Genomic DNA, 22065 nt, shown 5'->3' on the forward strand with positions numbered 1-22065 from the left:
AGTCAGTAAACAGTGAACGAAAATGAGGTCGAAGGCGTCGCGATCGCCAATTTGATTGCAACCGATGAAGAAACCATTGTCGGCTGGGTATATCGCTGGAACACAGGTGCTCTGGCAATCCGGTGGGACATCCATGGCCCGCAGCGTGTCTCAAAGATTTACCCGGAGCTCTGCGATGCGGATAAAGCCGAAATTGACTTCGCGTCTCTCATGCAGCTGCCCTGTCGCAACGACTGACATGGTAGAATATGGCCTTTATGGCCCTCGATTGTGTGAGTGTGCCTGCGTTGCAGGTTTGATTTCGTACAAGGCCCTGCGCGACTTCGCTGCGGCTCAATAGTCAGTAATTGACCTGCTCAAAACCGTAATTCCCGCTATAGTCACGCCACTCAACGAAGACGGATCTGTGATAAATGCTCGGGCAGTGCTCGCCCCATCGCTCGAGACCGGCATGCGCATCAGGAAGCGCTGCGGGTGACGACACCCTCCAAGAAAAATCGCCCTGGATCCCGTAGGTGCCGAGGACAACGGCGGCGCTGCGGTTGCAGTCGCCATCTCGCCCGGATTCGTGCTGGCGGGCATAACGAACGTCAAAGACGCGGATGGAACGCACGAAGTTGAATTCCGGCCCGCTGATATCGATGTCGGCGCGGTCTTTTACGAGCTGGAGGGCGTAATCAGCCCTTACGAGGTTGTCCCAAGCCGCGTTGGAGCCTTTGCGCCCAAGCATCCCGCCTGCCCTGGCTGCCTGATCGAAGAGCGGGGTTGAAGAGTTTGGAGGGGTTCCTGAATCACCATATAGGGCATCGAAGATCCGGTCCGCGGGCCGCGATCTAGCAGGTCCATCGTAAGACGCACCCATCGGGCAGCGCCAAATCTGAAGCGGCGGCTCCACCGGCCATGGAGTTATGCGCCGGATGAACTCGGCCCGTGCGCGGGCGCAGGGCACGGAAGCTGGCCATCCACCGGACAAACACAGCAGGATGGCACAATCGATCTGATAGGTTTGGGCGCGTGCTTGTGTCGGAACTGTTGGGCCGGTCAAGGCGAGAGCTAAAAAGGCCGCCAGAGGGAGGTTTTTGAATTCGAAACGCATGGCAAGGACCCTTGACAATCTTCACCCAGCATACCTACGAAAATATACTATTGCAACAATGATGATGCGTGTTGCGGTTGCGGCGGTCAGCAAGATCGCGAGGTGACCGAGCCGCCCGTCGTCATCCGCCACGTTCCGCGCTGCGCCAATCCCACGGCATGTCAAAGCGTCCGAGCCATCTCGATCGTCAAATGAGTCTCGAATTGCCCTTAAATCGGTTCTACCTAAATCTGTTTGGCGAATAGGACGCATTCGGGCTCTCAGCAGTTCTGCAACGGCTCAGAAGCAGACGGAACCTTGAAGGCTTCGAACCTCGTGAGTTCGAGGACCAGGCCAGGCTGGCTTGAAGCAGGCCGTGCACCCGTTTCAGGTCGCTGTCGCTTAGCTTGCACTCGCAATCGACGTCGATCACACCTTCATGACCTCTCACAAGCTCAGTGAAAACGGTTCTCCTCCTCTTCAGGCTTGCCGTGACCGTAGAGGTCGGCGTTTTCGTGTGCACGGTCTTCGTGTTCGAACTCCAGGCTGGAATGGGCGATGTTGAAGTCCTCCTTCAGCCGGTCCTTGATCGCTGCCTTGATCTTTTCGATTTTACCCCAGCCGCCCGCTGTCAGCACCACGTGGCAGTCCAGCGCCGCCTTGTCCTCCTCCATCTGCCACAGATGCACGTGGTGAACGTCCGCGACACCATCGACGCTCCGCATCGCCTCAACGACGGCTGCATTGTCGATGTCGGGGGGGCTGCCGAGCATCAGAGTTCTGATCGGACCGCCAATCTCAGTGAAAGCCAGATAGAGGATGTAAAGGGCGATGCCGATGGTGATTGCTGGATCGACCCATCGCATGTCGTAGAGGATGATCAGGGACCCTCCAATGATGACTGCCACAGAGGCCAAAGCGTCCGACAGGTTGTGCAGAAAAAGCGCTCGGATGTTCACACTGCCTTTCTGCATCGAATAGGTAAGTAGCGCAGTCAACGTGTCGACGACCAGTGCCACACCGCCCAGGATCACCACCGTCCAACCAGCGACCTCGGGCGGGTCGATCATCCGCATGCCACCCTCATAGATCAGGTAGAAACCAATCAGAATCAGGGTCGTGTAGTTGATGAGTGCCGCGACAATTTCAATCCGTCCATAACCGAAGGTCATGCGTTCATCGGCGGGTCGTCTGGCGATTTTGCGCGCAACGAACGCGATCACCAGTGACGCCATGTCCGAAAAATTGTGTAGGGCATCTGCGATCAGCGCCAGGCTGCCGGAAAGGATGCCGCCAACGATCTGCGCGACGGTCAGAAGCCCGTTGGCCCAGATTGCGATGGAGACCCTACGATCACCTGATTCAGGATCAATGTGGGTATGGCCATGATCATGCGGCACGGTTGTTCTCCTCATGGCTGTGGTTCGGTCGACTGAGACCAGGGACCTTTGGCAACATTCCACGACGGATGCGGTGAACCCGGGCATTCATCCAGTGACGGATGACGTGGCGATAGAGAAAATCACGCGCAAATCCGAAGTTCTGTCTATATTTCACGTAAAAGTCGTCGGGCGTATCAAAGGTTCCAAAATCACGAACGATACCGGTTTTCTGAATATAAGTGCTGCCGCCGCTCCAACTGACTGGTGGCGCACTCAGGCAATCCGTTCCGGCCCCGTAGCCGCAAAGGCTTTCTGTTTCGCTGAATTCCTTCTGAAGCGACTGCAGGAAGGGGGCGTCCAGAATGAAGCCTTCGAGATTGATCCAGCCCTCTTCTGTTTCGACTTCGACCCACGAGTGCAGAATTTCGGACGGTGCGAGGGGGTAGACCAGTTCGGGCACCACGCCACGCTGCAGGGCCTTGTGGATGGTGAAGCCGTGCAGGCGGCAGCGGATGCCTACGCTGCGCAGCAGTGCCATGAGAAGCGTCCCTTTCGTGTTGCACTGCCCGTAGCCGTCGGTCAGCACCGCAGAGGCGGGAATGTCGTCGACGCGGTTGTAGCCGAACGCAATCTCGTTTCTTACAAAGTCATAAACCGCGCCAATCCGGTCGACACGGGCAAGGTCATGCCAGCCACGATCTCGTATCAGGTTCGAGATTGAGGGCGAGTCAAAATCCAGCAGTCTTGTCGCGGTTAAATAGGAATCGGTGGATGCCACAGGGTCTCTCCGCGAATCGTTCACGAGGAGTCTTAATCTCTACAGTGACTAGAGAGACAAGCCTTTTCTCAAATGTCACTTTCGATCATGATTTTATCCGATCGTGCCAAGGGCCGGGAAGGTTTCGAGCAGCCAGAAGGCAAGGCGGCTGATTTGACCTGTCATCACGCCGATACCCATCAGCACCATCAGTCCGCCCGATATACGATAGAGCCATCGACCAGCCGCACCGATCCGCTTTAGCCTGCCTGCAATCTCGTTGGTGAAGAGCGCTATGATCAGAAACGGCAGTCCAAGTCCTGCCGAGTAGATTGCCAGCAAGGCCATCCCGTCCGCTCCAGATGTCGCGCTTACTGCCAGGATCGACCCAAGCACAGGGCCTATCCAGGGCGTCCAGCCAAAGGCAAAGGCAAGACCCAAAAGGTAGGCTCCAACGGCGCTGCCGCCGTCAACTTTTACGTCGGGCCTCGTGTCACGCATCATGGCGGGGATCTTGATCGCGCCCATCATGACAAGTCCGAACAAGACGATCAAAAAGCCACCCGCAAGCCCGAGTTCGTATTTCCAGCGCAAGAGCATCCCGCCCAAAAGACTTGCCCCGACCCCGAGCGCCACGAAGACTGTCGAAAACCCGAACACGAACCACAAACTCAGGATCACGCTGCGCGCCCGTTCGGCAATGCTGCGCGCCGCCCCGGATTTCACGGCGGGCTGTCCCGCGATGTAAGACACGTAGCCAGGAGCAAGAGGCAGGACACAAGGCGACAGAAAGGATATGGTGCCACCCAGAAAAGCCGCGACGATTCCAACACCTGAAATTTCGAACATTCAATTCCTGCCTTGCTTTAGCCTGTGAAACGCGCACCGTTGTAAAAGCTAAAGCTACTGTAGGAGCAATGCCGTTTTATTACGCTCTGCGGGGTGCCGCGAGGATGATGGCAGCACCCAACAAGCATACAGTGGTGCCGAGCAGATCCCACCTGTCCGGCCGGTGCCCTTCGGCGAGCCACATCCAGAGAATGGACGCGGCAATATAGATCCCACCATAGGCGGCAAAGGCGCGTCCCGCAGCCACAGTGTCGACCTGAGCCAGAAGCCAGCCGAACGCCACCAGCGCCGCCACACCGGGGACAAGCCAAAGTGGGGACGCGCCAAGACGCCACCATGCCCAGATGGCAAAGCATCCGGCGATCTCAGCCAAGGCCGCGAGCGGATAGACGAGCACTGCGGTCATCTCAGGCGCCGATCTCGTCGTGGTCCGTCAGGCACTCGGAATGGTCGCGCAACACCTCCAGCACACGGCAATCGGCCGTGTGCCCGCCGCTGCATTCGTGCACCATCCTCTGCAATTCTGTCCGAAGGGCTTCAAGTCGGGCCATACGTTGCTCAACCTGCTTGAGTTGTCGGCGAGCGATGGCATCGGCCTCCGCGCACGACTTGTCTGGATGATCGCTCAGATCAAGAAGCTCACGGATTGCGTCCAGCGAGAACCCGAGTTGCCGCGCATGCCGGACGAAAGACAAGCGGTCAAGCTCACTATCTCCATAGCGCCGCTGACCGCCAGCCGATCGCCCGGGCTCGGGCAGGAGTCCGATCTGCTCGTAATAGCGGATCGTCTGCACCTTCGTCCCGGTCCTTTTTGCCAAAGTGCCGATTGTGAGCATATCACCTCTCCAAACTATCTACAGCCCGTGTAGCTTTAAGCGTTTTTTTGCACAAGTTCCGCTCGGCATCTCACAGGTCAGTGAACATCGCTCTTTCATCCAGAATAGGTCTTGAACCTACAGTAGCTAGAGGGTGTAAACGCGCCTAAAATATAGAATCAAATTCGGGCGGAGCGGCGTGCGGCTATCAGGTCTTCAGAAAGTACTACGGGTTTTGGCGGGTGTGGCGGCGCTCGTTTTCATCTGGTCGTTGTTGTGGTGCGACTATTTTGTCGCCCAGCATCGGGTCTCGACGGGCGCACTATCGTAAGTATCGTGAACAGACAAAAAAGGACTAACCTTGAAACGGCGCTAGCCTGAGAGCGCGACACCATGGAGAGCGGGTCCAGCTTGCGTTCGACGCGGAAAAACGACTGTTTTGTAGGAAGCCCAGACGAGCATCGCTGTCGCCTAGTTGGTCGGAGTCTTGGCTCTGCCCACTGTTTGAGGGGTCGACGCCGTCACAAAGGCGTTCGGGACTAGCACGTTGCTGTAACTTCCCGAGACTGAGCGCGAAGAAAAAGAGGTCAGAATATGCGTACAACCTTGGCAGGGTATCAGGGATTGCTTATCAGTCTCGCACTCTTTCTTGTTTTTGTGGCAAGCCCTGTTCGCGCCTTGGAATCCAATGCGTATCGTTCCGAAGTTCTGACGGCACGTTTGATCGTCGCGGAAGCAGGAATCGCCCCAGGATCGCAGTTCCTTTCGGCGGGTTTGAAGATTGAACTGGAGGAAGGATGGAAAGCGTACTGGCGGTCGCCAGGCGAGGTTGGCCTGCCGCCAGAGATCGATTGGGAGGGGTCCACAAACCTTGAATCCGTCGACATGCTTTGGCCCGCACCCACGCGTTTCCGCGCCTTCGGAATTGAAAATTTCGGCTATGCCAAACAAGTAATATTTCCATTGCAGTTGCGGCTTGCGAACTCTGATAGAGCGGCCGAGCTGAAGGGACTCGTCGATCTGCTGATCTGCTCCAATGTGTGCATTCCGGAAAGGTTTGAATTGACACTCCCTGTGCCATTGGGAACGGGCGTCGATGCGAAAGCCGCGACCGATATCGCGACATGGGCCGCTCGCGTACCTGTTGCAGGGCCAGAAAGTGCAATAGCGGTCTCGGGCGCATCGCTGAAGCAGGATCAGGCATTGGTTGTTCAAATGACGCGGCCTTCTGGCTGGAACAATCCCGATCTTTTTCCAGAGTTTGGTGCAGGCTCTGCATTCGGCGCACCCGACATCCGCCTTACAAGTGATCGCACCGGTCTCTGGGCAAGTATCCCGATTCTCGCGTTAAGCGAGGAACAAACCTCCCTTCGAATTACGGTCGTAGACGAGGGTGTCGCGGTTACATTCGATGATGTGAACACTACCGACGTTGTACCTGCGCCACCTTACGCATCCGAGACCAGCCAAGATAGGGGTCAGTTTTTCCCGATTCTCTTGCTGTCCTTCCTGGGAGGGTTGATACTGAACGCAATGCCATGCGTCTTGCCAGTTCTATCGATTAAGTTCGGGTCGGCGCTCCGAATGAAGAATCGCTCCCTTTCACAATTGCGCGCGGGATTTCTCGCTACGGCTGTGGGAACTGTTGCTTTTATGTGGGTGCTGGCCTTGGCGGTCATAGCGCTGCAGACGCTCGGATATGCCGTTGGATGGGGTGTGCAGTTTCAGAATGCATATTTCCTAATTGCACTCATTCTCGTTGTCGGACTCTTTGCGGCAAATTTGTTTGGAGTTTTTGAAATTTCTTTGCCCAGCAGCTGGATGGTTAGGCTATCTGGCCGCTTTGGGCGGGGGTATGCCGAAGACTTCTCCACCGGCGCTCTGGCTGCGATACTTGCAACGCCTTGTTCAGCCCCGTTGCTGGGGACAGCCATTGCCTTCGCCCTTTCTGGCACGACAGGCGATATACTTGCGGTTTTCACAGCGATGGGGATTGGGCTTGCACTGCCATATATTCTGGTTGCCGCTTGGCCTGGTTTCCTGTCTCGACTGCCCAAACCGGGACCCTGGATGATAAGCGTGAAGATCGTTCTCGGATTGCTGCTTGCCGGAACCGTTGCATGGCTATGCTGGGTCTTGATTGGTGTGACGTCGCCAACTCTCACAGGCCTGGTGCTGCTGGGTCTTGGGCTCATCGTACTGGCGGCGAGAGCCTATCAGGTTCAGCCTCGTAACGGTTTGCTGTGGGGAATGACTGCGGTTTTGGGCATGACGTTGGCGGCCCCTGCACTGCTGCCAAAAAGCTCCGATGATGTAACAGCCTCGATCACTTCTTACTGGGTCGAGTTCGACCGGTCCCGGATCGCGCGTGAAGTGTCGCAGGGCAAAACTGTCTTCGTGGACGTTACTGCGGATTGGTGCATCACTTGTAAAGCAAACAAAACCCTGGTCCTGGATCGTGAACCAGTTTTGGGAGCACTTGGCGAGGAAGGCGTGATTGCGATGCGCGCGGATTGGACGCGACCGGACGCGAAAATCCAATCCTATCTCGAGGCGCACGGCAGATACGCAATTCCGCTCAACATCGTCTACGGTCCAGATGCTCCTGAAGGTATCATTTTATCTGAACTACTATCTGCGGATGCCGTTCTCGAAGCACTGTCGGCTGCCAATCTCAGCGCTGTCCGAAAACGATGACATAGTGCCGTTGCATTGCTCAAGGGAGGCAGAACCTACAGTGGTTTAGTTTCAGGTGAAAGGAAAGCTGTTATGTATCTGAGACCACGCGGCCCCAATTTATTTGTTGATCCGATCCAATCGGGCCGTGGCGGCGGCACGCATAGGGTCGGTTTCCGGAAGGCTTTCGGCCAAGGTGCGCGCATTGTCGGCGGCGTTCTGGGCAGCATCAAAGTCACCCAATACACTGTACGCCTCCGCAAGCCGAAGCCATCCTTCAAGATTGTCTTGGTCATCCAACAATCGCGCCGCCAAGCGGTCAACCATGGAGCGGACGAAAGCGCTGCGTTCCTCGACCGACATGTCCTGAGCGGCCTCGATATCGGCCGCACCGGGGCTACGCGCGTCCCGAGAGTCCGGAAAGAAATCAGCTAGGGTGACAGGGCTCTCTCCAACCTGTTCCCCCAATCGGTTGGCGACAGACAGGAAAAGTTCCATCCACGGATAGGCGCGATCCGCTCTCTTGAGGCGCTCGATCAAAAGCGTCCTTGCTTCATCTGGAACCCCGTCCTGTTCGAGGATCCGGGCTCTATAGAAAATTGGGCCTGGATCATCGGGGTCCATCTCCGATGCGCGTTCGATCACGCTTTCCGCTTGCGGCGTCACGATCCCGTTCTCGGCTGCGATCAAGGCCTCGGCATATAGCAATAGGGTTGAGATATCTGCATTGTCGCGGACAGTGACGCGTTCGAATGCATCGGCGGCATCATCGTAACGAGCCATACGCATATAGGTCTGACCGAGCAGAACCCAACCATCACTTGGTCCACCAGACTCGTCTGCTTCAAGCCGGGTTTTTAGTCTCTGGGTCAACTCTGAGAGGTTTGCGGCTTCCTGGGTTTCAGATGCGCGAGACGCCAGAGGCTGGCTTTCGATCTGTGGCGAGCCGATTTGAGAATACAGAGCGAAGGCTACCAATGGCGTGGCAATGGCGGACGCGAAGATGGTGCTTCGCCCACTTGCGCGCGACGATTCACGTGTCGCAAGCCGACCGGCAGCCAGAATGCGGCGTTTGATTTCAACCCTGGCCGCGTCGGCCTCGGTAACGGATATCAGATTCCGCTCTTGATCAGTATCAATTTCGGAAAGCTGATCCTTGAGGATAACCAACGCTCCATCCTTTCTGTTCAGGACTTCACCCGTTCGATAGAGACCGGACAAGAACAGAAGGACAGTGATGGATGCCATCGCGCCTAACACCAACCAAATCATGGGTCTCTCCGTCCTTCATTTTCATGAAAAATGGCTTCGAACTCACGCTCTTCATCGGGGCTCAGTGGATCAGCAGTGCCATCAAGAACGGCCCTGCTTCGGCACCTGATTGTGACAAAGACAACGCCAATCCCAACGGCAAAAAGAACCGCTGGTCCGAACCACAACAGATACGTGGCGGGTTTCAGTCGCGGCCTGAACAGGACGAAGTCACCATATCGATCTACGAAAAACGCAATGATCTCGTCATTTGTTTCACCTGCAATCAGACGTTCGCGCAGCAAGGTGCGCATCGTTCGGGCAACACCCGCATTTGAGCTATCGATATCCTGATTCTGGCAGACAACGCAGCGTAGCTGCTTTGAGAGCTCCCGGGCGCGCGACTCAAGCACCGGATCATCCAGCAACTCATCTGGCTCCACAGCCCATGCCGCGGTTGTTGCGGCAAGCATCAGCACCAGTGAATAGAGCCAACTCTTCATGATTGACCACCTGCTGCGGCCAACGCAGCACGAATTTCATCCTGTGCCTCTGGCGTCACAATGGGACCAACGTAGCGATAGACTACGATACCGTTCGCATCGATCACAAACGTCTCAGGCACCCCCGAAATACCCCATTCGATACCGACCCGGCCCTCGCTGTCTGATCCGATCCTCTCATAGGGGTTGCCAAGCTCCTCCAGCCAGTTTGCGGCATCTGCTGGTTTGTCCATGTAGTTAATCCCCATCAGCCGAACACCGTCCTGTTCAACAAGCCTGGTTAGCACCGCATGCTCAGCACGACAGGGCACGCACCATGAAGCGAATACATTGACCAAAACCGGCTCGCCAATGCTACGAAGGGCTGCGGCCGACAGTCCGGGGGTCTGCGTGCTCTCTACCGGTGGAAGCTCAAAATCCGGAACTGGTTCGGAGACCAAAGCGGAAGGAATTGCGTTAGGATCTCGGTCTGGGTTGAGCCCCCAGAACAAAAATCCACCCAAGACCACTGCGACCAGCGCTGGCATCGCGAGAAGGATTTTCTTCATCATATCATTCCGCCGGTTGAAGCGCTGACGACCGGCTTTTTGGCGACGGCGCACCCACCCGCAATCTGCGGTCCGATAGCGAAAGGGACCCGCCAAGCACCAGCATCGTCGCTCCGATCCATATCCAATTAACCAGTGGTTCGTAGAGAATGCGCAAATTCCACTGGCCCGACGCCTTTTCGGTCGCAGGCTCACTGATGGTGACGTAGAGATCACCTCTGAGCGTTGATCGGATTGCAGATTCGGTTGTGGACGTCCCCGCAACTGGATAGTTTCTGCGCTCTGGACGAAGAAGCGTAATCTCCCGTCCATCTTTCAAGACGCGAAGCTGGCCTTGTTGTGCGATGTAGTTTGGACCACGCAACCGTTCGACACCGTCGAATATTACCTCAAAACCGGCGATTTCCACGGTCGTCCCCGGTTCTGCGAAAAGAACACGTTCTTCCTTCCAGGCTGTGGAACCTACAAACCCAAGCACAAGCATTGCAACGCCAAGATGCGCGAGCGTCATACCGTGCACAGCGCGCGGCAAGTTCCGCGCGCGACGCAGCGACTGTGAAAGGGGTAAATCAAAGAGCTTGATGCGCAACGCCCATTCGCGCAACGTTGCAACAAAAACCCAGGCTGCAATCCCTATTGAGACCACTGCAAGCAGGGGCCCGTCTGTCTGAAGGTACCAAACGATCCCCGCAACACCAATCGCGATACCAAAAACCAAACGCAGCCGCTGCCAGATACCGGGAAGATCGGCCCGTTTCCAAGACAGGAATGGGCCAATTCCCATGATGATGACTAGCGGCAGCATGAAAGGGATAAACGTCGCGTTGAAATACGGTGGTCCTACAGAGATCTTTTCATCAGTCACCGCTTCCACAAACAACGGATAGAGTGTTCCAAAAAGGACGGTCGCCGTTGCGGTCGCGAGCAGAAGGTTGTTGAGCAAAAGCCCCGCCTCGCGGCTAATCGGCCGAAATACGCCACCCGATCCAAGCTGAGGCGCGCGCCATGCGTAAAGTGTCAGTGAGCCGACAATGGTTACGCCAAGAAGGCCGAGAATGTACACGCCGCGCGCCGGGTCGACCGCGAACGCGTGAACGGATGTCAAAATGCCGGATCGGACGATAAATGTCCCCAGAAGTGACAGTGAAAAGGTCAGGATGGCCAAAAGAATGGTCCAGCTTTTGAACGTGTCCCGCTTTTCCGTGACGATAGCGGAGTGCAGGAGTGCCGTACCCAGCAGCCATGGCATGAAGGATGCGTTTTCCACCGGGTCCCAAAACCACCAGCCGCCCCAGCCAAGTTCGTAATAGGCCCACCAAGAGCCGAGTGCGATCCCCGCAGTGAGGCTGATCCAGGCCGTCAGAGTCCAAGGCCGCACCCAACGCGCCCATGCGGGATCCACCCGACCCTCTATCAGAGCCGCGACCGCGAAGGAGAAGACGATCGAGAAGCCGACATACCCAAAATACAAGAGCGGGGGATGCATCGCCAACCCGATGTCCTGCAGCAGAGGATTAAGGTCTGTGCCATCCAGAGGCGGCGGAAACACCCGCTCGAACGGATTGGATGTAAAGAGCATGAAGCTCAGGAAACCGACGCTGATCCAGGCTTGAACGGATAGAGTTCGCGCTTTGAGACCAACCGGAATGTTTCTGCCCAGCAGCGCGACCCCAGCCCCGAAAAGTACGAGAATAAAGGTCCAGAGAACTAGAGACCCTTCGTGGCTGCCCCAAGTGCCGGCAACCTTGAAGATCATCGGCTTCAGAGAGTGGGAATTTTCAACCACGTTTCGAACCGTGAAATCACTGACAACAAAGGAGCGCATGAGCGCGCCAAACGCAATTGCAACTAACGTCACCTGAAGCACCGCTGTTGTCTTTGCACTTTCCATCCAAAGCACGCGTCCCGTGCTTGCTCCGACAATTGGCAAGATGCTTTGAACAATCGCGACGGCAAGCGCGAGGGTAAGGGCGAATTGTCCGATCTCAGGTGTCATTTTGCGTCCTCCTGAGTAGCGCTTCTGCATCCGAGCCGGACAAGGTTTCCGCATCGGGATAGTTCAGCATGTTCATCGTCCATTCTAGTGAGATCATATCGCGACATTCTCCACTTTCCGCCTGTGTTCGCTTCTGTGAATCGCAACCGAGTTGGGGTTGGGCGGAAAACCGAATGGGATGAAGTTCTTTGCGCGTGCATGCCGTGAGCAGGATCCGACAGTTGATTCGCGTCCTTTGTAGTTCCTGTAGTCGCTGTAGGTTCAAGCGTTATTTTAGACTGATACCTTAAAAAATGACCCATGCTTGCAGTGCATCTGCGTAGCAGCTTTGTATCTGCAGGCCCGGTTTCCGCAGGCGTCGGATTTAGCGGAAATTGCCGTTGCCTTCCCTTGATGGCCACCTGCAGGGTCAGACGAAGCAGCGAAACATTGAGTGACGGCAGGTTTTGAAGCGCTGAATAGAGAGCATTAGCTTCACAGGTGCGTGACGTGCTGCCGCAGGGCAAGAATCACGCTTGAACCTACAGTAGCTAGAGGGTGTAAACGCGCTTAAAATATAGAATCAAATTCGGGCGGAGCGGCGTGAAGCTTTCAGGTCTTCAAAAAGTGCTATGGGTATTGGCGGGCGTCGCGGCGCTCGTTTTCATCTGGCTGTTACTGTGGGCGGACTACCGCGCCGATATTTCCCAAGCCGAGACCGAACCACCTTTCCTTGCGCAGTTCGAACTGACGGACCATATGGGCATGATCCGCACCGAAGAGGACTTTGCGGGTCGCTGGATGCTTGTGTTCTTCGGGTTCGCCAATTGCCCAGATGTCTGCCCGACGACGCTTGCAGAGGTGGCGGCGGTCATGGATGGACTTGGCGAGGATGCCGCAAAAGTGCAGCCGATCTTCATCTCGATTGATCCCGAACGCGATACGCCAATGGCTCTTGCCGACTTTGTGCCGCGCTTTGATGCAGGCATCATCGGTCTGACCGGAACATCCGATCAGATCGCTGAGACCGCTGAAACCTTTCCGATCTACTTCGAACGGATCGAAGAGGCCAGCGCGCCGGATGGCTATACAATGGGGCACACATCGCACCTGTTCCTTTTTGATCCGCAGGCGGGCTTCGCCGATTCCTGGCCCTACGGCACACCCGCCGAAGAGATCCTTGCGGATCTGAGAGAGAGGATCTGATCGCCATGACCCGACTTTCCGGAGAAACGGCCCTTGTTCTTGCTTGGATCATTGCGCTTATCTCATCGCTTGCCGTGCTCTTTATTGGCGAGGTTCTTGGTCAAACGCCTTGCGTCCTTTGCTGGTTCCAGCGCGCCTTCATGTTCCCCCTGGCTGTCGTTCTTGGGCTCGGGCTGTGGTGGCAAGATCCTCGCGTGGGGCGCTATGGCGTTGCGCTGGCGCTTGGGGGGGCGGCGGTGGCGTTGTATCACATCGGCCTCTATGTCGGGCTGATCCCCGAGGCGATCCAGCCCTGCAAGGCGACCGGCCCCTCTTGTACCGACGACAACCAGGTGGTCTTCGGCATTCCGATTCCGCTGATGGCGCTTGTCGCCTTCACGATGATCGGGGTGCTGTCGGCCATTTCACTGAAGGAAAAACAAACATGAATCGACGCGGTCTCGTTCTATCCGTTCTGGCTGTTGGTGCCGCAGGTTTTGGCGGCGCGGCCTGGTATGCCACCCGCCCCCAACCCATTGCAGAGGCAGTCCCTGTCGCGCCTGAAGTGAACGATGTGCTGATCCGGCCCTATTCCCCGATCCTCGGCCCCGAAACGGCACCTGTCACGATTGTCGAGTTTTTCGATCCAGCTTGCGAGGCCTGCCGCGCCTTCTATCCCGTGGTCAAGGATATCATGACTGAGCACGGTGATGCGGTCCGTGTCGTCATTCGATACACTGCCTTTCACGGGGACGCTTCGGTGGAAGCGATCCGTGTTCTCGAAGCTGCGCGGATGCAGCATGTGTTCGAACCCGTGCTGGAAGCGGTCCTGCGCGAGCAGCCGCGATGGGCGTCCCATGGCACTCCGGCACCGGGTTTGATCCTTGAGATTGCCGCAAGCGGTGGTCTGGATGTCGAAGCTGCTCGGACACAGATGCTGGCCCCCGGTGTCGTGGCCGTGCTCAATCAGGACCGCGCTGATGTCGAAGCGGTTGGCGTTCGACAAACGCCCACGTTCTTCGTCAACGCCAAGCCATTGAACCCGTTTGGTGAGGCAGAACTGCGGCGACTGGTCGCGGCGGAAGTTGCGGCCAGCCAAAGTTGATGCTCGGCCAGATACAGGAGAATTCTTCATGACAAAACTATCTTACATCAACGGTTTGACCCTTGTCTTACTGCTCTCGGGCATGTCGACTCCGGCATTTGCCGGTTCGGAGGATGTGGTCGTCGAAAACGCGTGGTCCCGTGCTTCAATCGGGGTCAACCGCCCTGGTGCCGCCTATATGACTGTGCGCAACACCGGTGAAGACACGGTCACGCTGACCGGGCTTACAACACCACTGGCCGTGATGCCCCAGATCCATGAGACGAAAACCAACGCCGACGGCGTCAGTTCTATGGCGCCTGCTGACGAAATCACGATTGAACCGGGCCAAAGCGTAGCATTGGAACCGGGCGGACTGCACGCCATGCTCATGAAGCTGCAAAACCCGATGATCGAAGGCGAGACCTTCCCACTGACACTGACGTTCTCGGACGGTGGTGAAGTGACTGTTGAGGTCCCAATTCTGGGGATCGCCGCGCGCGGGCCGGAGAGCTGATGCAGCGTCGGCATGTGGTCCAATACGGTGCAGCCGGTGTAGGCGCTGTCGCTCTGATGCTCGGGGTCGGCTGGTGGCGGGTAGACGGTCCCGGCGCACCAAAACCGGCCGGCCAAAGGCCTCTCCCCCTGTCGGCGATGGATTTCCGACTGACCGATCACGAAGGCAATGAAGTGGGCCCAGAAGCCCTGATTGGACGCCCGACCATGGTGTTTTTCGGGTTCACCTACTGCCCGGATGTCTGCCCCACGACGTTATCGGATATCTCAGGTTGGCTTGAAGATCTCGGGGACGACGCCGCGCGGATGAACGTGGTCTTCATCACAGTCGATCCAGAGCGGGACACGGCCGAGGCCATGGCCGAATATGTCGGCTATTTTCATCCGGCCATTCGCGGCTGGACGGGACCGGAAGACCAGATTTCCCGCGCTGTAGAAGCATTTCGTGCCTCGTATGAGCGCGTTCCGACCGAAGGCGGCGACTATACAATGAACCATACGGCAAGCGTATTCCTGTTCGATGCCAAGGGTGAACTCGTCACCATGATTGACTATCACGAGCCAAGAGAATTCGCAGTGCCGAAGATCCGGCGTGCACTGACAGAAGACGTAGAGGGGGCAACATGAATATTAGAATTGTTTTGGCGAGCGCTGTGGTCGCAGGCGCTTTTTCGGTGACCGCCATCGCCATATCTGGCGTTCTTTCCAAAGAGCCAGTGCCTCCTGCGATTGCTGAAGCCACCCTCTGGACTCCCGATCCGCTCTCGATGCCTCAGATCGCCGACTACGATGTGACACCGCCCGCTGCATTTCACGCCGACAATGCTAGCCCAATGCGACCTCTGCCGCTCTTGCAATCCGTCTTCGCAGAAACCGCCTTGCCCGAGATTGAACCGCCTTTGATAACCTGGTCGCGTGAGATCGCGTCGGGCGAGACGCTGGATGCGGTCCTGGCGAACGCGGGTATCGCTGCGCCTGCGCGTGCCGAAATCGCGCTCGCGCTTGGTGCAGAATATGACCTGCGCCGATTGCGCCCGGGCCATGAGATCACTGTGATCTCAAAGGTGGACGGAAATCCGAGCCGCGTGGAACTGGCAGTTGACGATGGGGTGCGGATCGAAACGGTCTTTGGTCAGGAACTTGTCACACGCGTGTTGGAGCCAGACCCTGAAATGGTGACGTTCGCGGGCGAGGCAGTGATCGAAAGCTCTGTCTTCGCGGCATTGGACAAGGCGGGCATCCCTGCTCGCTTTGCGGTCGACATGGCGCAGATGCTGGGCGGCACAGTGGATTTTCGACGCGAACTTTCCGGTGGCGAGACGATGCTTCTTCTTTGGCGCGAAGCGCGCGACGGAAACGAGAGGATCGGTCAGCCCGAACTTGCCTTTGCCGCACTGAATCTTGGTGAAACGGTCTACGAGATCGTCTGGCCGGATGACGGCAGCGGCAAAGCGACGATCTATGTTGATGGAGAGGTCCTGCGTGTCTTTGCCCAACCGGTGGAAGGAGCGCGGCTGAGTTCCGTCTTTGGCCGTCGCACACACCCAGTCTATGGGAATGTGCGCATGCACACCGGCGTCGACTTTGCTGCAGCAAGCGGTACGCCGGTGAAAGCGACGGCGCCCGGACGCGTGAGCTTCATCGGACGTCGCGGTGGATATGGCCGGGTGGTGGAGATAGCGCATGGATCCGACACCCTGACACGATACGCACATCTCAGCGAGGTGCCGGACACACTCGAACAAGGGCAGCGCGTGATGGCCGGAGACATGATCGGTCGCGTCGGTGCGACCGGCACCGCGACCGGCCCCAATCTGCATTATGAGGTTCTTGTCGATGGTCGCCCGACGGATCCTCTCTCAGACGACCGACTGGCAGAGGCGGCCGAGCGGGATGCGGATGACACGGCTGCACTTGAGCGATTGGCTGAGGCACGCACGCTACTGGCCGAGAGGCTCACCAGCGAATTTATGCAAACAACAACCGAAAGGCTTTAATCCATGAAACGACTGGCTCTCGCCCTTGCAGTCACGCTGGCCTTGTTCCCCGCGGCGCAAGCTGTCGCCGATGCGATCCAGATTGATGTCCGGAAGACAAACGGCTGCGGCTGTTGTCTGTCCTGGATGAAGCACCTCGAGGAAAGCGGATTCGCGCCGACAGGCGAGGACATGTTCGGGGGATCTCTTGTGCGCTTCAAACTCGACAATGGCGTGCCTCAGCGCATGGTCTCCTGCCATACGGCTTTGGTCGACGGCTACGTGATCGAAGGACATGTACCGGCATCAGACATTCAGCGTTTGTTGGATGAGCGTCCAGATGCAGTGGGGTTGGCGGTGCCCGGAATGCCCTATGGATCGCCGGGCATGGGACCGGAAGACGATCGTGAGGCTTATGAGGTCTTCCTGATCCGCGGCGATGGATCGACCGAGATCTTTAGCAGTTATTCGGCCGCTGACTGACGTATCGGCGAGACCTCAGCGCTTGGAACCCTTCTCCCCAATTACCCTTGGCTTTCTTGGAAGCCTGGCCGCCGGATCGCTGACCGCGGTCGGGGCGATCCCCGTTCTTTTCGGGCGCATCCCATCCCGGGCTACACGCGATCTGCTACTTGGCTTCGCAGCGGGTGTCATGCTCGCGGCCTCGTTTTTCTCGCTGATCATCCCGGCTCTCGATGCAGCCGAAGGACAGTTCGACAACGGTGCTCTCCCGGCGGCCATCGTTTGTGTTGCGATCCTGCTTGGCATGGGCGCGGTCGCTCTGATGAACGAATGGCTGCCGCATGAGCATTTCAAGACGGGGCGGGAAGGCCCAGACGCTGCTTCGCTGCGCCGCGTCTGGCTCTTCATCATTGCGATCACGATCCACAATTTCCCCGAAGGACTCGCCGTTGGTGTCGGGTTTGGGGCTGACGGTCTGTCTGGTGGCTTGCCGCTTGCGATTGGCATCGGGCTGCAAAACGCTCCCGAGGGTCTCGCCGTAGCGGTCTCATTGCTTGGTGAGGGTTATTCCAGGCGCCGTGCGTGGGGGATTGCCGCCCTGACAGGTCTTGTCGAGCCGGTAGGCGGGCTTCTTGGGGCTGGGATCATCAGCATCTCGCAGCCGCTGTTGCCATGGGGGCTCGCCTTCGCCGCCGGGGCGATGCTCTACGTCATCAGCCACGAAATCATTCCCGAAACCCACCGTTCAGGCCATCAAAACAGGGCGACACTCGGTCTCGCAGCCGGCCTCGTGATCATGTTGTTCCTCGATGTATGGCTGGGAGGATGAGATGAAACTGACCCATTTCCAAGGTTTCATTGCGGCTGGAACTGCTTTTCTTGTCGATCAGGTGACAAAAGCAATTGTCGTCGCCAATGCGGCAGATTTGAGCGCCGGAATTCCGGTCTTTCCCGGTTTCAATCTCATCTACCTGCGCAACGATGGCGTGACATTCGGATTACTTGGTGGCGCGCCATGGTGGAGCCTTACGGCGTTGGCCCTCGCTGTCTGCGGCTGGTTGACCGTCATGTTGGTGCGCACTGCCAACCCGGTTGAGGCTATCGCCTATGGTGCGATTATCGGTGGCGCGCTCGGCAACGTCCTCGACCGCATCCGGTTTCGGAGTGTGACGGACTTCCTCGATTTCTATGTCGGATCCACGCATTGGCCCGCCTTCAACATGGCGGATGTTTTCGTGGTCAGTGGCGTGGGCCTACTGCTCATAGCCCCTTGGTTGAGCGCCAAGTTGAAAACAGGCACATGATGGCGGGCTTGCGACCACTGACGGGTCGTGGCCGTTACATTCCCCTGCGATCAGGGATTAGCTTTGCAGCGGGCGGTTTAACGGTTTTAACCCTTCCACCATTCTCATGGCTCATCGTTGTTCCAGTCGCCTTCTCAGCACTCTTTCTCGTCCTCCGGCAGGTTTCGACAGCGCCTGCCTTCTTCATCGGCTGGGTCTTCGGAATGGGCCAGTTCGGGTTTGGAGTTTCCTGGATCGCCGAGAGCTTTTACGTCGATTCCGAACGTTTCGGTGCCCTTGCGATCCCGGCAGTCGCGGGACTGTCCGCCGGACTGGCCATTTTCCCGGCGATTGCGGCGATGTTATTTGCCACCATCATGCAGCGCCGTGCTGTCGGCGACACTACGGCAGGTCTTCTGCTTGCAACCTGCTGGGTTGCCGCAGAATGGCTGCGTGGTCATGTCCTGACAGGGTTTCCCTGGAACCTTGCCGCTTATGCCCTTGTCGAACACGCCGCTCTGCGCCAACCCGCCGCCTGGGTAGGAAGCTATGGGCTGAGCTTTCTCACGGTCTTTATAGGGCTGTTGCCCGGTGTGTTGATTGTGGCGGCACCAAACAGACGCGTGCCTGTTCTCGTGCTCTTCGCCGTTGTGGTGATGGGCCTCTGGGGTGGCGGCGCGCTGCGTTTAGGGACGAATGTGCCTCCGACGGACAGCGCTTTGCGCATCGTCCAAGGCAATGTGCCGCAAGTCGAGAAGTGGGCACCGGGCAGCCGCGAGCGAACGCTGGAGAAATATTTGGGCTTGTCGGCGCAACCTGGACGCTTCGACCTGTTGCTGTGGCCGGAAACGGCCTTTCCCGGTTTTCTGGACGAGGACGCCTTGGCGCGTAGGCGGCTATCCACGGTTCTGCCAGACGGCAGGATCCTTTTGACAGGCGTGCCTGACCGCGTAGAGGGCGATGGGGGAACCCGATATTTCAACACGGTTCAAGCCTATGACGGCAGCGGCGAAATTCTGACGGGATATGCAAAACATCATCTTGTTCCGTTCGGGGAATATGTGCCCCTGAGAGGCTGGCTGCCGATCGAGCGGCTGACCGAAGGTTTGGGTGATTTCACGCCAGGACCAGGGCCACGCACGCTGGCGATCCCGGGTGCGCCTCTGGTCGCGGTGGCGATCTGTTACGAAATCATTTTTCCGGGCCAGGTAGTCGATGACCTTTTTCGCCCCGACTGGATTTTCAACGCCACAAATGATGCCTGGTTCGGGACCAGCATCGGACCCGAGCAGCACCTCGCCTCCGCGCGCATGCGCGCGGTCGAAGAAGGGCTTCCTGTAGTCCGGGCGGCCAACACCGGGATTTCCGCGATCATCGACGCCAAGGGAGAGATCATCGCGCGCCTCGAGACCGGACAAACTGGAGTCATAGATGCCAGCCTGCCGACAGCGCTTGCGCCCACACCTTACGCACGTTTCGGTGATTGGACATCGCTGGCGCTCATCTGTGCGGTCTGGGCTCTAGCCTTTACCGTCGGATTGGTCAGACGACGTTTCAATTCAGAAAAATCAAAATCGGAGGAATCGTGATGCTGGTGCTCGCAGGCTTTGTCGGAGGGGCGCTCTGGGGTGGCTATCTGGCGCAACGGCGGAAAGGGAACCGCCTGGATATACTTCAATACGCGACAAGCTTCGGTATTGCTTTCGGCCTGCTCGCTTTTTTCGCCTCGGTGATCCTCTTGCGCATCACGTCTTGAGATTACTTTGGCACCGGCAACGAATTGAAACGACTATTCAACATATTACTGTACTTGCTCCTGGCGGTTTTTGCATTAGGACTGACCGTATCCGGTGTCGTCTACTTTCTTTTGCGCGCCTCCGTCCCCGACTATGACGAGGATTTCAGTGTTGCGGGTATCGAAGGTCCAGTCGATATTCTGCGAGATGCTGCGGCCATACCGCACATTTCTGCAGACTCCGCTCCGGACGCCTATTTCGCGCTTGGTTTCGTTCACGCTCAGGACAGGCTTGGCCAGTTATTGAGGGCAAGGCGGGCAGCGCAAGCCTTGATGCCACTTGACCGGACGATCGAAGTTGAGCCTTCGACAGCCCAAGCGCTCGACGCATATGCCGCAGGTGTCAACGCGTGGCTTGGCCTGGTGTCCGAAGGCGGGCGCGGCAGAGGCTCACCCGATCTGTTGATCGCGGATGAGAGAATGATCGCAGCCTGGAGACCCGTCGATAGTCTCAGACTTGCCCAAGCGTTTCTGAACGATCTTCAACCCGAGAGACGGCAGAATGACCTGTCCGGCTTGTCAGATCTACCGATCCCGTCGGATCGACCTCTTTTGCCCGAGCTGTTTGTGACCTCGCCCAAGGTCAGCCTCGATGCTTGGGCGTTGCCTGGAGACAGAACAGCTACCGGAGCACCAATTCTCGCCGCCGATATACGTGGCCCCTTATCGCTGCCTTCTGAATGGTACCTGGCGGATATTCAACTCCCGACCGGAGCCGCGATTGGGGCTACATTGCCGGGTGTGCCCTTCATTGTCGTCGGTCGCAGCGAACGCGTCGCTTGGGCGTTCCGATCTGTGTCCCAGAAAGCCGTTAAAGAGCCAGAGAATCCCACGGCCGCGCAGGCCAGCAATTTTCTGATGATGCTTGACCGTCTGGCGCGGTCCGCCGATGTGAACGATGCTATGGACGCATGCATGAACCTGTCACCAGCCGGATTGGAGATTCTTGCGATCGACCGAGAAACCCTTGCTCGCTGGCCTGACAGGGAGGTCGAAACTCCTTTATCGTTTCGAGACGCCCGTCTGGCTGCTCTTGATGAGCGGCAGCCGATATTCTCGGTCGAGGGCGCGATTACGGTGCAGCGCGACACGGTCAGCGCTGCCGCGCGGGCGCTTCTTCCTATAATGGCAAAAGAGCTTTGGTTCGTGGGTTCCACAGGTGCTCTCGAAGAGAACCGCGCAGATGAGCTTCGCGGCGATATTCTGGATCAACTTGCCCAATGGAATGGCGACATGGATCGCTTTTCACCGGAGCCGCTCGTGTTCTGGGCCTGGGCGCGCGCGTTGCAAAAGCGAATACTTCAGGATGAATTTCCATCCGCGACGAAGGTCTGGGCCAGGCCAAATCCCGATGTCCTATTTGCGGTGCTTTCAGATCGCGGAGGGAGCGCAATCTGGTGCGACATCCGCCCGTCTACCCGCATCGAGACCTGCCAGGATCAGGTTCGTGCGGCCCTGGATGATGCCATCGGCTGGCTTGTCGACCGCTACGGACCCGATCCGTCCGCCTGGGCCTGGGGCGAAGCACACGCTTTGAATATGGGGTGGGCACCAATCCGATCGAGCGGGATCATCAGCGATCTGCTGTCTCTCGAAGCCCCATCTTCCGGCGATCCCGACACACTGATTGCAACACTGTTCACTTCTGACAATGACCGCCCGTTTGCGACCAGCGCGGGCACCAATTTTCAGGCGGTCATGTCGTTTTCGGAAGAAGCCGGATCCTATTTCATCGCGCCAGCCGGTCAGTCCGGCCACCCGCTCTCACGTTTCTATGAAAACCTTTTTCTCATGTGGATGCAGGGCAAATATCTCACGATGTCCACTGATCTGTCCTTGGCCCGGGGTGGCGCTGTGGGAACATCCCGACTTTCACCGGTATCCGTCGATACGCCGACAATACAAAATGACAGGAGCCGATGATCACTTACTT

The 22065-nt window shown here is 57.5% G+C and carries 24 protein-coding genes; 14 read left to right on the top strand and 10 right to left on the bottom strand.

Annotation, left to right across the window (positions count from 1 at the left end; all coding sequences use genetic code 11):
* Positions 1–12: 12 nt before the first annotated feature.
* Positions 13–237 (top strand): hypothetical protein, encoded by a 225-nt coding sequence (locus TL5118_RS14560; RefSeq protein ID WP_008282968.1) that lies wholly within the window; start codon positions 13–15, stop codon positions 235–237.
* 103 nt (positions 238–340) lie between these two features.
* Here the strand turns inward: TL5118_RS14560 and TL5118_RS14565 are convergent, their stop codons facing one another.
* The 6 genes from TL5118_RS14565 to TL5118_RS14590 all read right to left on the bottom strand — a co-directional run bounded on the left by TL5118_RS14565 (position 341) and on the right by TL5118_RS14590 (position 4899).
* The gene (locus TL5118_RS14565) at positions 341–1096 is read right to left on the bottom strand and encodes a hypothetical protein (protein ID WP_085976983.1); all 756 of its coding nucleotides are present in this window, start codon (positions 1094–1096) and stop codon (positions 341–343) included.
* 434 nt (positions 1097–1530) lie between these two features.
* The gene (locus TL5118_RS14570; RefSeq protein ID WP_058243495.1) at positions 1531–2475 is read right to left on the bottom strand and encodes a cation diffusion facilitator family transporter; all 945 of its coding nucleotides are present in this window, start codon (positions 2473–2475) and stop codon (positions 1531–1533) included.
* Complete coding sequence (locus TL5118_RS14575; RefSeq protein WP_058243494.1) at positions 2465–3235, bottom strand: transglutaminase-like domain-containing protein; 771 nt, start codon at positions 3233–3235, stop codon at positions 2465–2467. The genes TL5118_RS14570 and TL5118_RS14575 overlap by 11 nt, the downstream gene beginning before the upstream one ends.
* Positions 3236–3328: 93 nt before the next feature.
* Positions 3329–4063 carry a cytochrome c biogenesis CcdA family protein gene (locus TL5118_RS14580; RefSeq protein WP_058243493.1) on the bottom strand — a complete coding sequence of 245 codons (735 nt, stop codon included), beginning with the start codon at positions 4061–4063 and terminating at the stop codon, positions 3329–3331.
* A 79-nt stretch (positions 4064–4142) separates the two neighbouring features.
* The gene (locus TL5118_RS14585) at positions 4143–4469 is read right to left on the bottom strand and encodes a YnfA family protein (RefSeq protein WP_058243492.1); all 327 of its coding nucleotides are present in this window, start codon (positions 4467–4469) and stop codon (positions 4143–4145) included.
* Between the two features lies 1 nt (position 4470).
* The gene (locus TL5118_RS14590) at positions 4471–4899 is read right to left on the bottom strand and encodes a MerR family transcriptional regulator (RefSeq protein WP_008282975.1); all 429 of its coding nucleotides are present in this window, start codon (positions 4897–4899) and stop codon (positions 4471–4473) included.
* 573 nt (positions 4900–5472) lie between these two features.
* Here TL5118_RS14590 and TL5118_RS14595 point away from each other — a divergent pair.
* Positions 5473–7575 carry a protein-disulfide reductase DsbD family protein gene (locus TL5118_RS14595; RefSeq protein ID WP_008282976.1) on the top strand — a complete coding sequence of 701 codons (2103 nt, stop codon included), beginning with the start codon at positions 5473–5475 and terminating at the stop codon, positions 7573–7575.
* Positions 7576–7674: 99 nt separating this feature from the next.
* Here the strand turns inward: TL5118_RS14595 and ccmI are convergent, their stop codons facing one another.
* Genes ccmI through TL5118_RS14615 form a run of 4 tightly spaced genes read right to left on the bottom strand, consistent with a single transcriptional unit; the run spans position 7675 to position 11852 of the window.
* Positions 7675–8826: a c-type cytochrome biogenesis protein CcmI gene (ccmI, locus tag TL5118_RS14600; protein ID WP_027263709.1), complete on the bottom strand. Its 1152-nt coding sequence runs from the start codon at positions 8824–8826 to the stop codon at positions 7675–7677.
* Positions 8823–9308 (bottom strand): cytochrome c-type biogenesis protein, encoded by a 486-nt coding sequence (locus TL5118_RS14605; protein WP_037240132.1) that lies wholly within the window; start codon positions 9306–9308, stop codon positions 8823–8825. The genes ccmI and TL5118_RS14605 overlap by 4 nt, the downstream gene beginning before the upstream one ends.
* Positions 9305–9859, bottom strand: a complete 555-nt coding sequence (locus TL5118_RS14610; RefSeq protein WP_273183981.1) for a DsbE family thiol:disulfide interchange protein — start codon at positions 9857–9859, stop codon at positions 9305–9307. Before TL5118_RS14610 ends, TL5118_RS14605 begins: the two co-directional genes overlap by 4 nt.
* Before the next feature lies 1 nt (position 9860).
* Positions 9861–11852 carry a heme lyase CcmF/NrfE family subunit gene (locus TL5118_RS14615; RefSeq protein ID WP_058243491.1) on the bottom strand — a complete coding sequence of 664 codons (1992 nt, stop codon included), beginning with the start codon at positions 11850–11852 and terminating at the stop codon, positions 9861–9863.
* A 618-nt stretch (positions 11853–12470) separates the two neighbouring features.
* Between TL5118_RS14615 and TL5118_RS14620 the strand changes: the two genes are divergently transcribed.
* The 12 genes from TL5118_RS14620 to TL5118_RS14675 are packed head-to-tail and all read left to right on the top strand — an operon-like array spanning position 12471 to position 22055.
* Positions 12471–13037 carry an SCO family protein gene (locus tag TL5118_RS14620; protein ID WP_008282981.1) on the top strand — a complete coding sequence of 189 codons (567 nt, stop codon included), beginning with the start codon at positions 12471–12473 and terminating at the stop codon, positions 13035–13037.
* Positions 13038–13042: 5 nt separating this feature from the next.
* Positions 13043–13465: a disulfide bond formation protein B gene (locus TL5118_RS14625; RefSeq protein WP_037239850.1), complete on the top strand. Its 423-nt coding sequence runs from the start codon at positions 13043–13045 to the stop codon at positions 13463–13465.
* Positions 13462–14121, top strand: a complete 660-nt coding sequence (locus tag TL5118_RS14630; RefSeq protein WP_058243490.1) for a DsbA family protein — start codon at positions 13462–13464, stop codon at positions 14119–14121. Before TL5118_RS14625 ends, TL5118_RS14630 begins: the two co-directional genes overlap by 4 nt.
* Before the next feature lie 28 nt (positions 14122–14149).
* A complete protein-coding gene (locus TL5118_RS14635; protein ID WP_008282825.1) occupies positions 14150–14617 on the top strand; it encodes a copper chaperone PCu(A)C in 468 nt (155 codons plus the stop codon).
* A complete protein-coding gene (locus tag TL5118_RS14640; RefSeq protein ID WP_037275514.1) occupies positions 14617–15243 on the top strand; it encodes an SCO family protein in 627 nt (208 codons plus the stop codon). The genes TL5118_RS14635 and TL5118_RS14640 overlap by 1 nt, the downstream gene beginning before the upstream one ends.
* Positions 15240–16613 carry a M23 family metallopeptidase gene (locus TL5118_RS14645; protein WP_058243489.1) on the top strand — a complete coding sequence of 458 codons (1374 nt, stop codon included), beginning with the start codon at positions 15240–15242 and terminating at the stop codon, positions 16611–16613. Before TL5118_RS14640 ends, TL5118_RS14645 begins: the two co-directional genes overlap by 4 nt.
* Positions 16614–16616: 3 nt before the next feature.
* The gene (locus TL5118_RS14650; protein WP_008282828.1) at positions 16617–17075 is read left to right on the top strand and encodes a DUF411 domain-containing protein; all 459 of its coding nucleotides are present in this window, start codon (positions 16617–16619) and stop codon (positions 17073–17075) included.
* 22 nt (positions 17076–17097) lie between these two features.
* Complete coding sequence (locus TL5118_RS14655) at positions 17098–17883, top strand: ZIP family metal transporter (protein ID WP_008282829.1); 786 nt, start codon at positions 17098–17100, stop codon at positions 17881–17883.
* Entirely contained in the window at positions 17864–18358 is a 495-nt protein-coding gene (gene lspA, locus TL5118_RS14660; protein WP_008282830.1) for a signal peptidase II, read from the top strand. Before TL5118_RS14655 ends, lspA begins: the two co-directional genes overlap by 20 nt.
* Complete coding sequence (gene lnt / locus TL5118_RS14665; RefSeq protein WP_050775788.1) at positions 18355–19926, top strand: apolipoprotein N-acyltransferase; 1572 nt, start codon at positions 18355–18357, stop codon at positions 19924–19926. Before lspA ends, lnt begins: the two co-directional genes overlap by 4 nt.
* Entirely contained in the window at positions 19926–20093 is a 168-nt protein-coding gene (locus tag TL5118_RS21095; protein ID WP_008282832.1) for a hypothetical protein, read from the top strand. The genes lnt and TL5118_RS21095 overlap by 1 nt, the downstream gene beginning before the upstream one ends.
* Positions 20094–20117: 24 nt before the next feature.
* A complete protein-coding gene (locus TL5118_RS14675; RefSeq protein WP_058243488.1) occupies positions 20118–22055 on the top strand; it encodes a penicillin acylase family protein in 1938 nt (645 codons plus the stop codon).
* Positions 22056–22065: the final 10 nt, after the last annotated feature.

It is taken from the genome of Thalassovita autumnalis (assembly GCF_001458255.1).
Taxonomy (GTDB): domain Bacteria; phylum Pseudomonadota; class Alphaproteobacteria; order Rhodobacterales; family Rhodobacteraceae; genus Thalassobius; species Thalassobius autumnalis.

What these genes read in the sequence shown, in the direction of transcription:
- TL5118_RS14635 (WP_008282825.1), top strand. Translation starts at nt 14,150, where the DNA reads ATGACAAAACTATCTTACATCAACGGTTTGACCCTTGTCTTACTGCTC.
- TL5118_RS14595 (WP_008282976.1), top strand. Translation starts at nt 5,473, where the DNA reads ATGCGTACAACCTTGGCAGGGTATCAGGGATTGCTTATCAGTCTCGCA.
- TL5118_RS14630 (WP_058243490.1), top strand. Translation starts at nt 13,462, where the DNA reads ATGAATCGACGCGGTCTCGTTCTATCCGTTCTGGCTGTTGGTGCCGCA.
- TL5118_RS14650 (WP_008282828.1), top strand. Translation starts at nt 16,617, where the DNA reads ATGAAACGACTGGCTCTCGCCCTTGCAGTCACGCTGGCCTTGTTCCCC.
- TL5118_RS14590 (WP_008282975.1), bottom strand. Translation starts at nt 4,899, where the DNA reads ATGCTCACAATCGGCACTTTGGCAAAAAGGACCGGGACGAAGGTGCAG.
- lspA (WP_008282830.1), top strand. Translation starts at nt 17,864, where the DNA reads ATGTATGGCTGGGAGGATGAGATGAAACTGACCCATTTCCAAGGTTTC.
- TL5118_RS14585 (WP_058243492.1), bottom strand. Translation starts at nt 4,469, where the DNA reads ATGACCGCAGTGCTCGTCTATCCGCTCGCGGCCTTGGCTGAGATCGCC.
- TL5118_RS14640 (WP_037275514.1), top strand. Translation starts at nt 14,617, where the DNA reads ATGCAGCGTCGGCATGTGGTCCAATACGGTGCAGCCGGTGTAGGCGCT.
- ccmI (WP_027263709.1), bottom strand. Translation starts at nt 8,826, where the DNA reads ATGATTTGGTTGGTGTTAGGCGCGATGGCATCCATCACTGTCCTTCTG.
- TL5118_RS14615 (WP_058243491.1), bottom strand. Translation starts at nt 11,852, where the DNA reads ATGACACCTGAGATCGGACAATTCGCCCTTACCCTCGCGCTTGCCGTC.
- TL5118_RS14565 (WP_085976983.1), bottom strand. Translation starts at nt 1,096, where the DNA reads ATGCGTTTCGAATTCAAAAACCTCCCTCTGGCGGCCTTTTTAGCTCTC.
- TL5118_RS14610 (WP_273183981.1), bottom strand. Translation starts at nt 9,859, where the DNA reads ATGATGAAGAAAATCCTTCTCGCGATGCCAGCGCTGGTCGCAGTGGTC.
- TL5118_RS14605 (WP_037240132.1), bottom strand. Translation starts at nt 9,308, where the DNA reads ATGAAGAGTTGGCTCTATTCACTGGTGCTGATGCTTGCCGCAACAACC.
- TL5118_RS14625 (WP_037239850.1), top strand. Translation starts at nt 13,043, where the DNA reads ATGACCCGACTTTCCGGAGAAACGGCCCTTGTTCTTGCTTGGATCATT.
- TL5118_RS14580 (WP_058243493.1), bottom strand. Translation starts at nt 4,063, where the DNA reads ATGTTCGAAATTTCAGGTGTTGGAATCGTCGCGGCTTTTCTGGGTGGC.
- lnt (WP_050775788.1), top strand. Translation starts at nt 18,355, where the DNA reads ATGATGGCGGGCTTGCGACCACTGACGGGTCGTGGCCGTTACATTCCC.
- TL5118_RS14645 (WP_058243489.1), top strand. Translation starts at nt 15,240, where the DNA reads ATGAATATTAGAATTGTTTTGGCGAGCGCTGTGGTCGCAGGCGCTTTT.
- TL5118_RS21095 (WP_008282832.1), top strand. Translation starts at nt 19,926, where the DNA reads ATGCTGGTGCTCGCAGGCTTTGTCGGAGGGGCGCTCTGGGGTGGCTAT.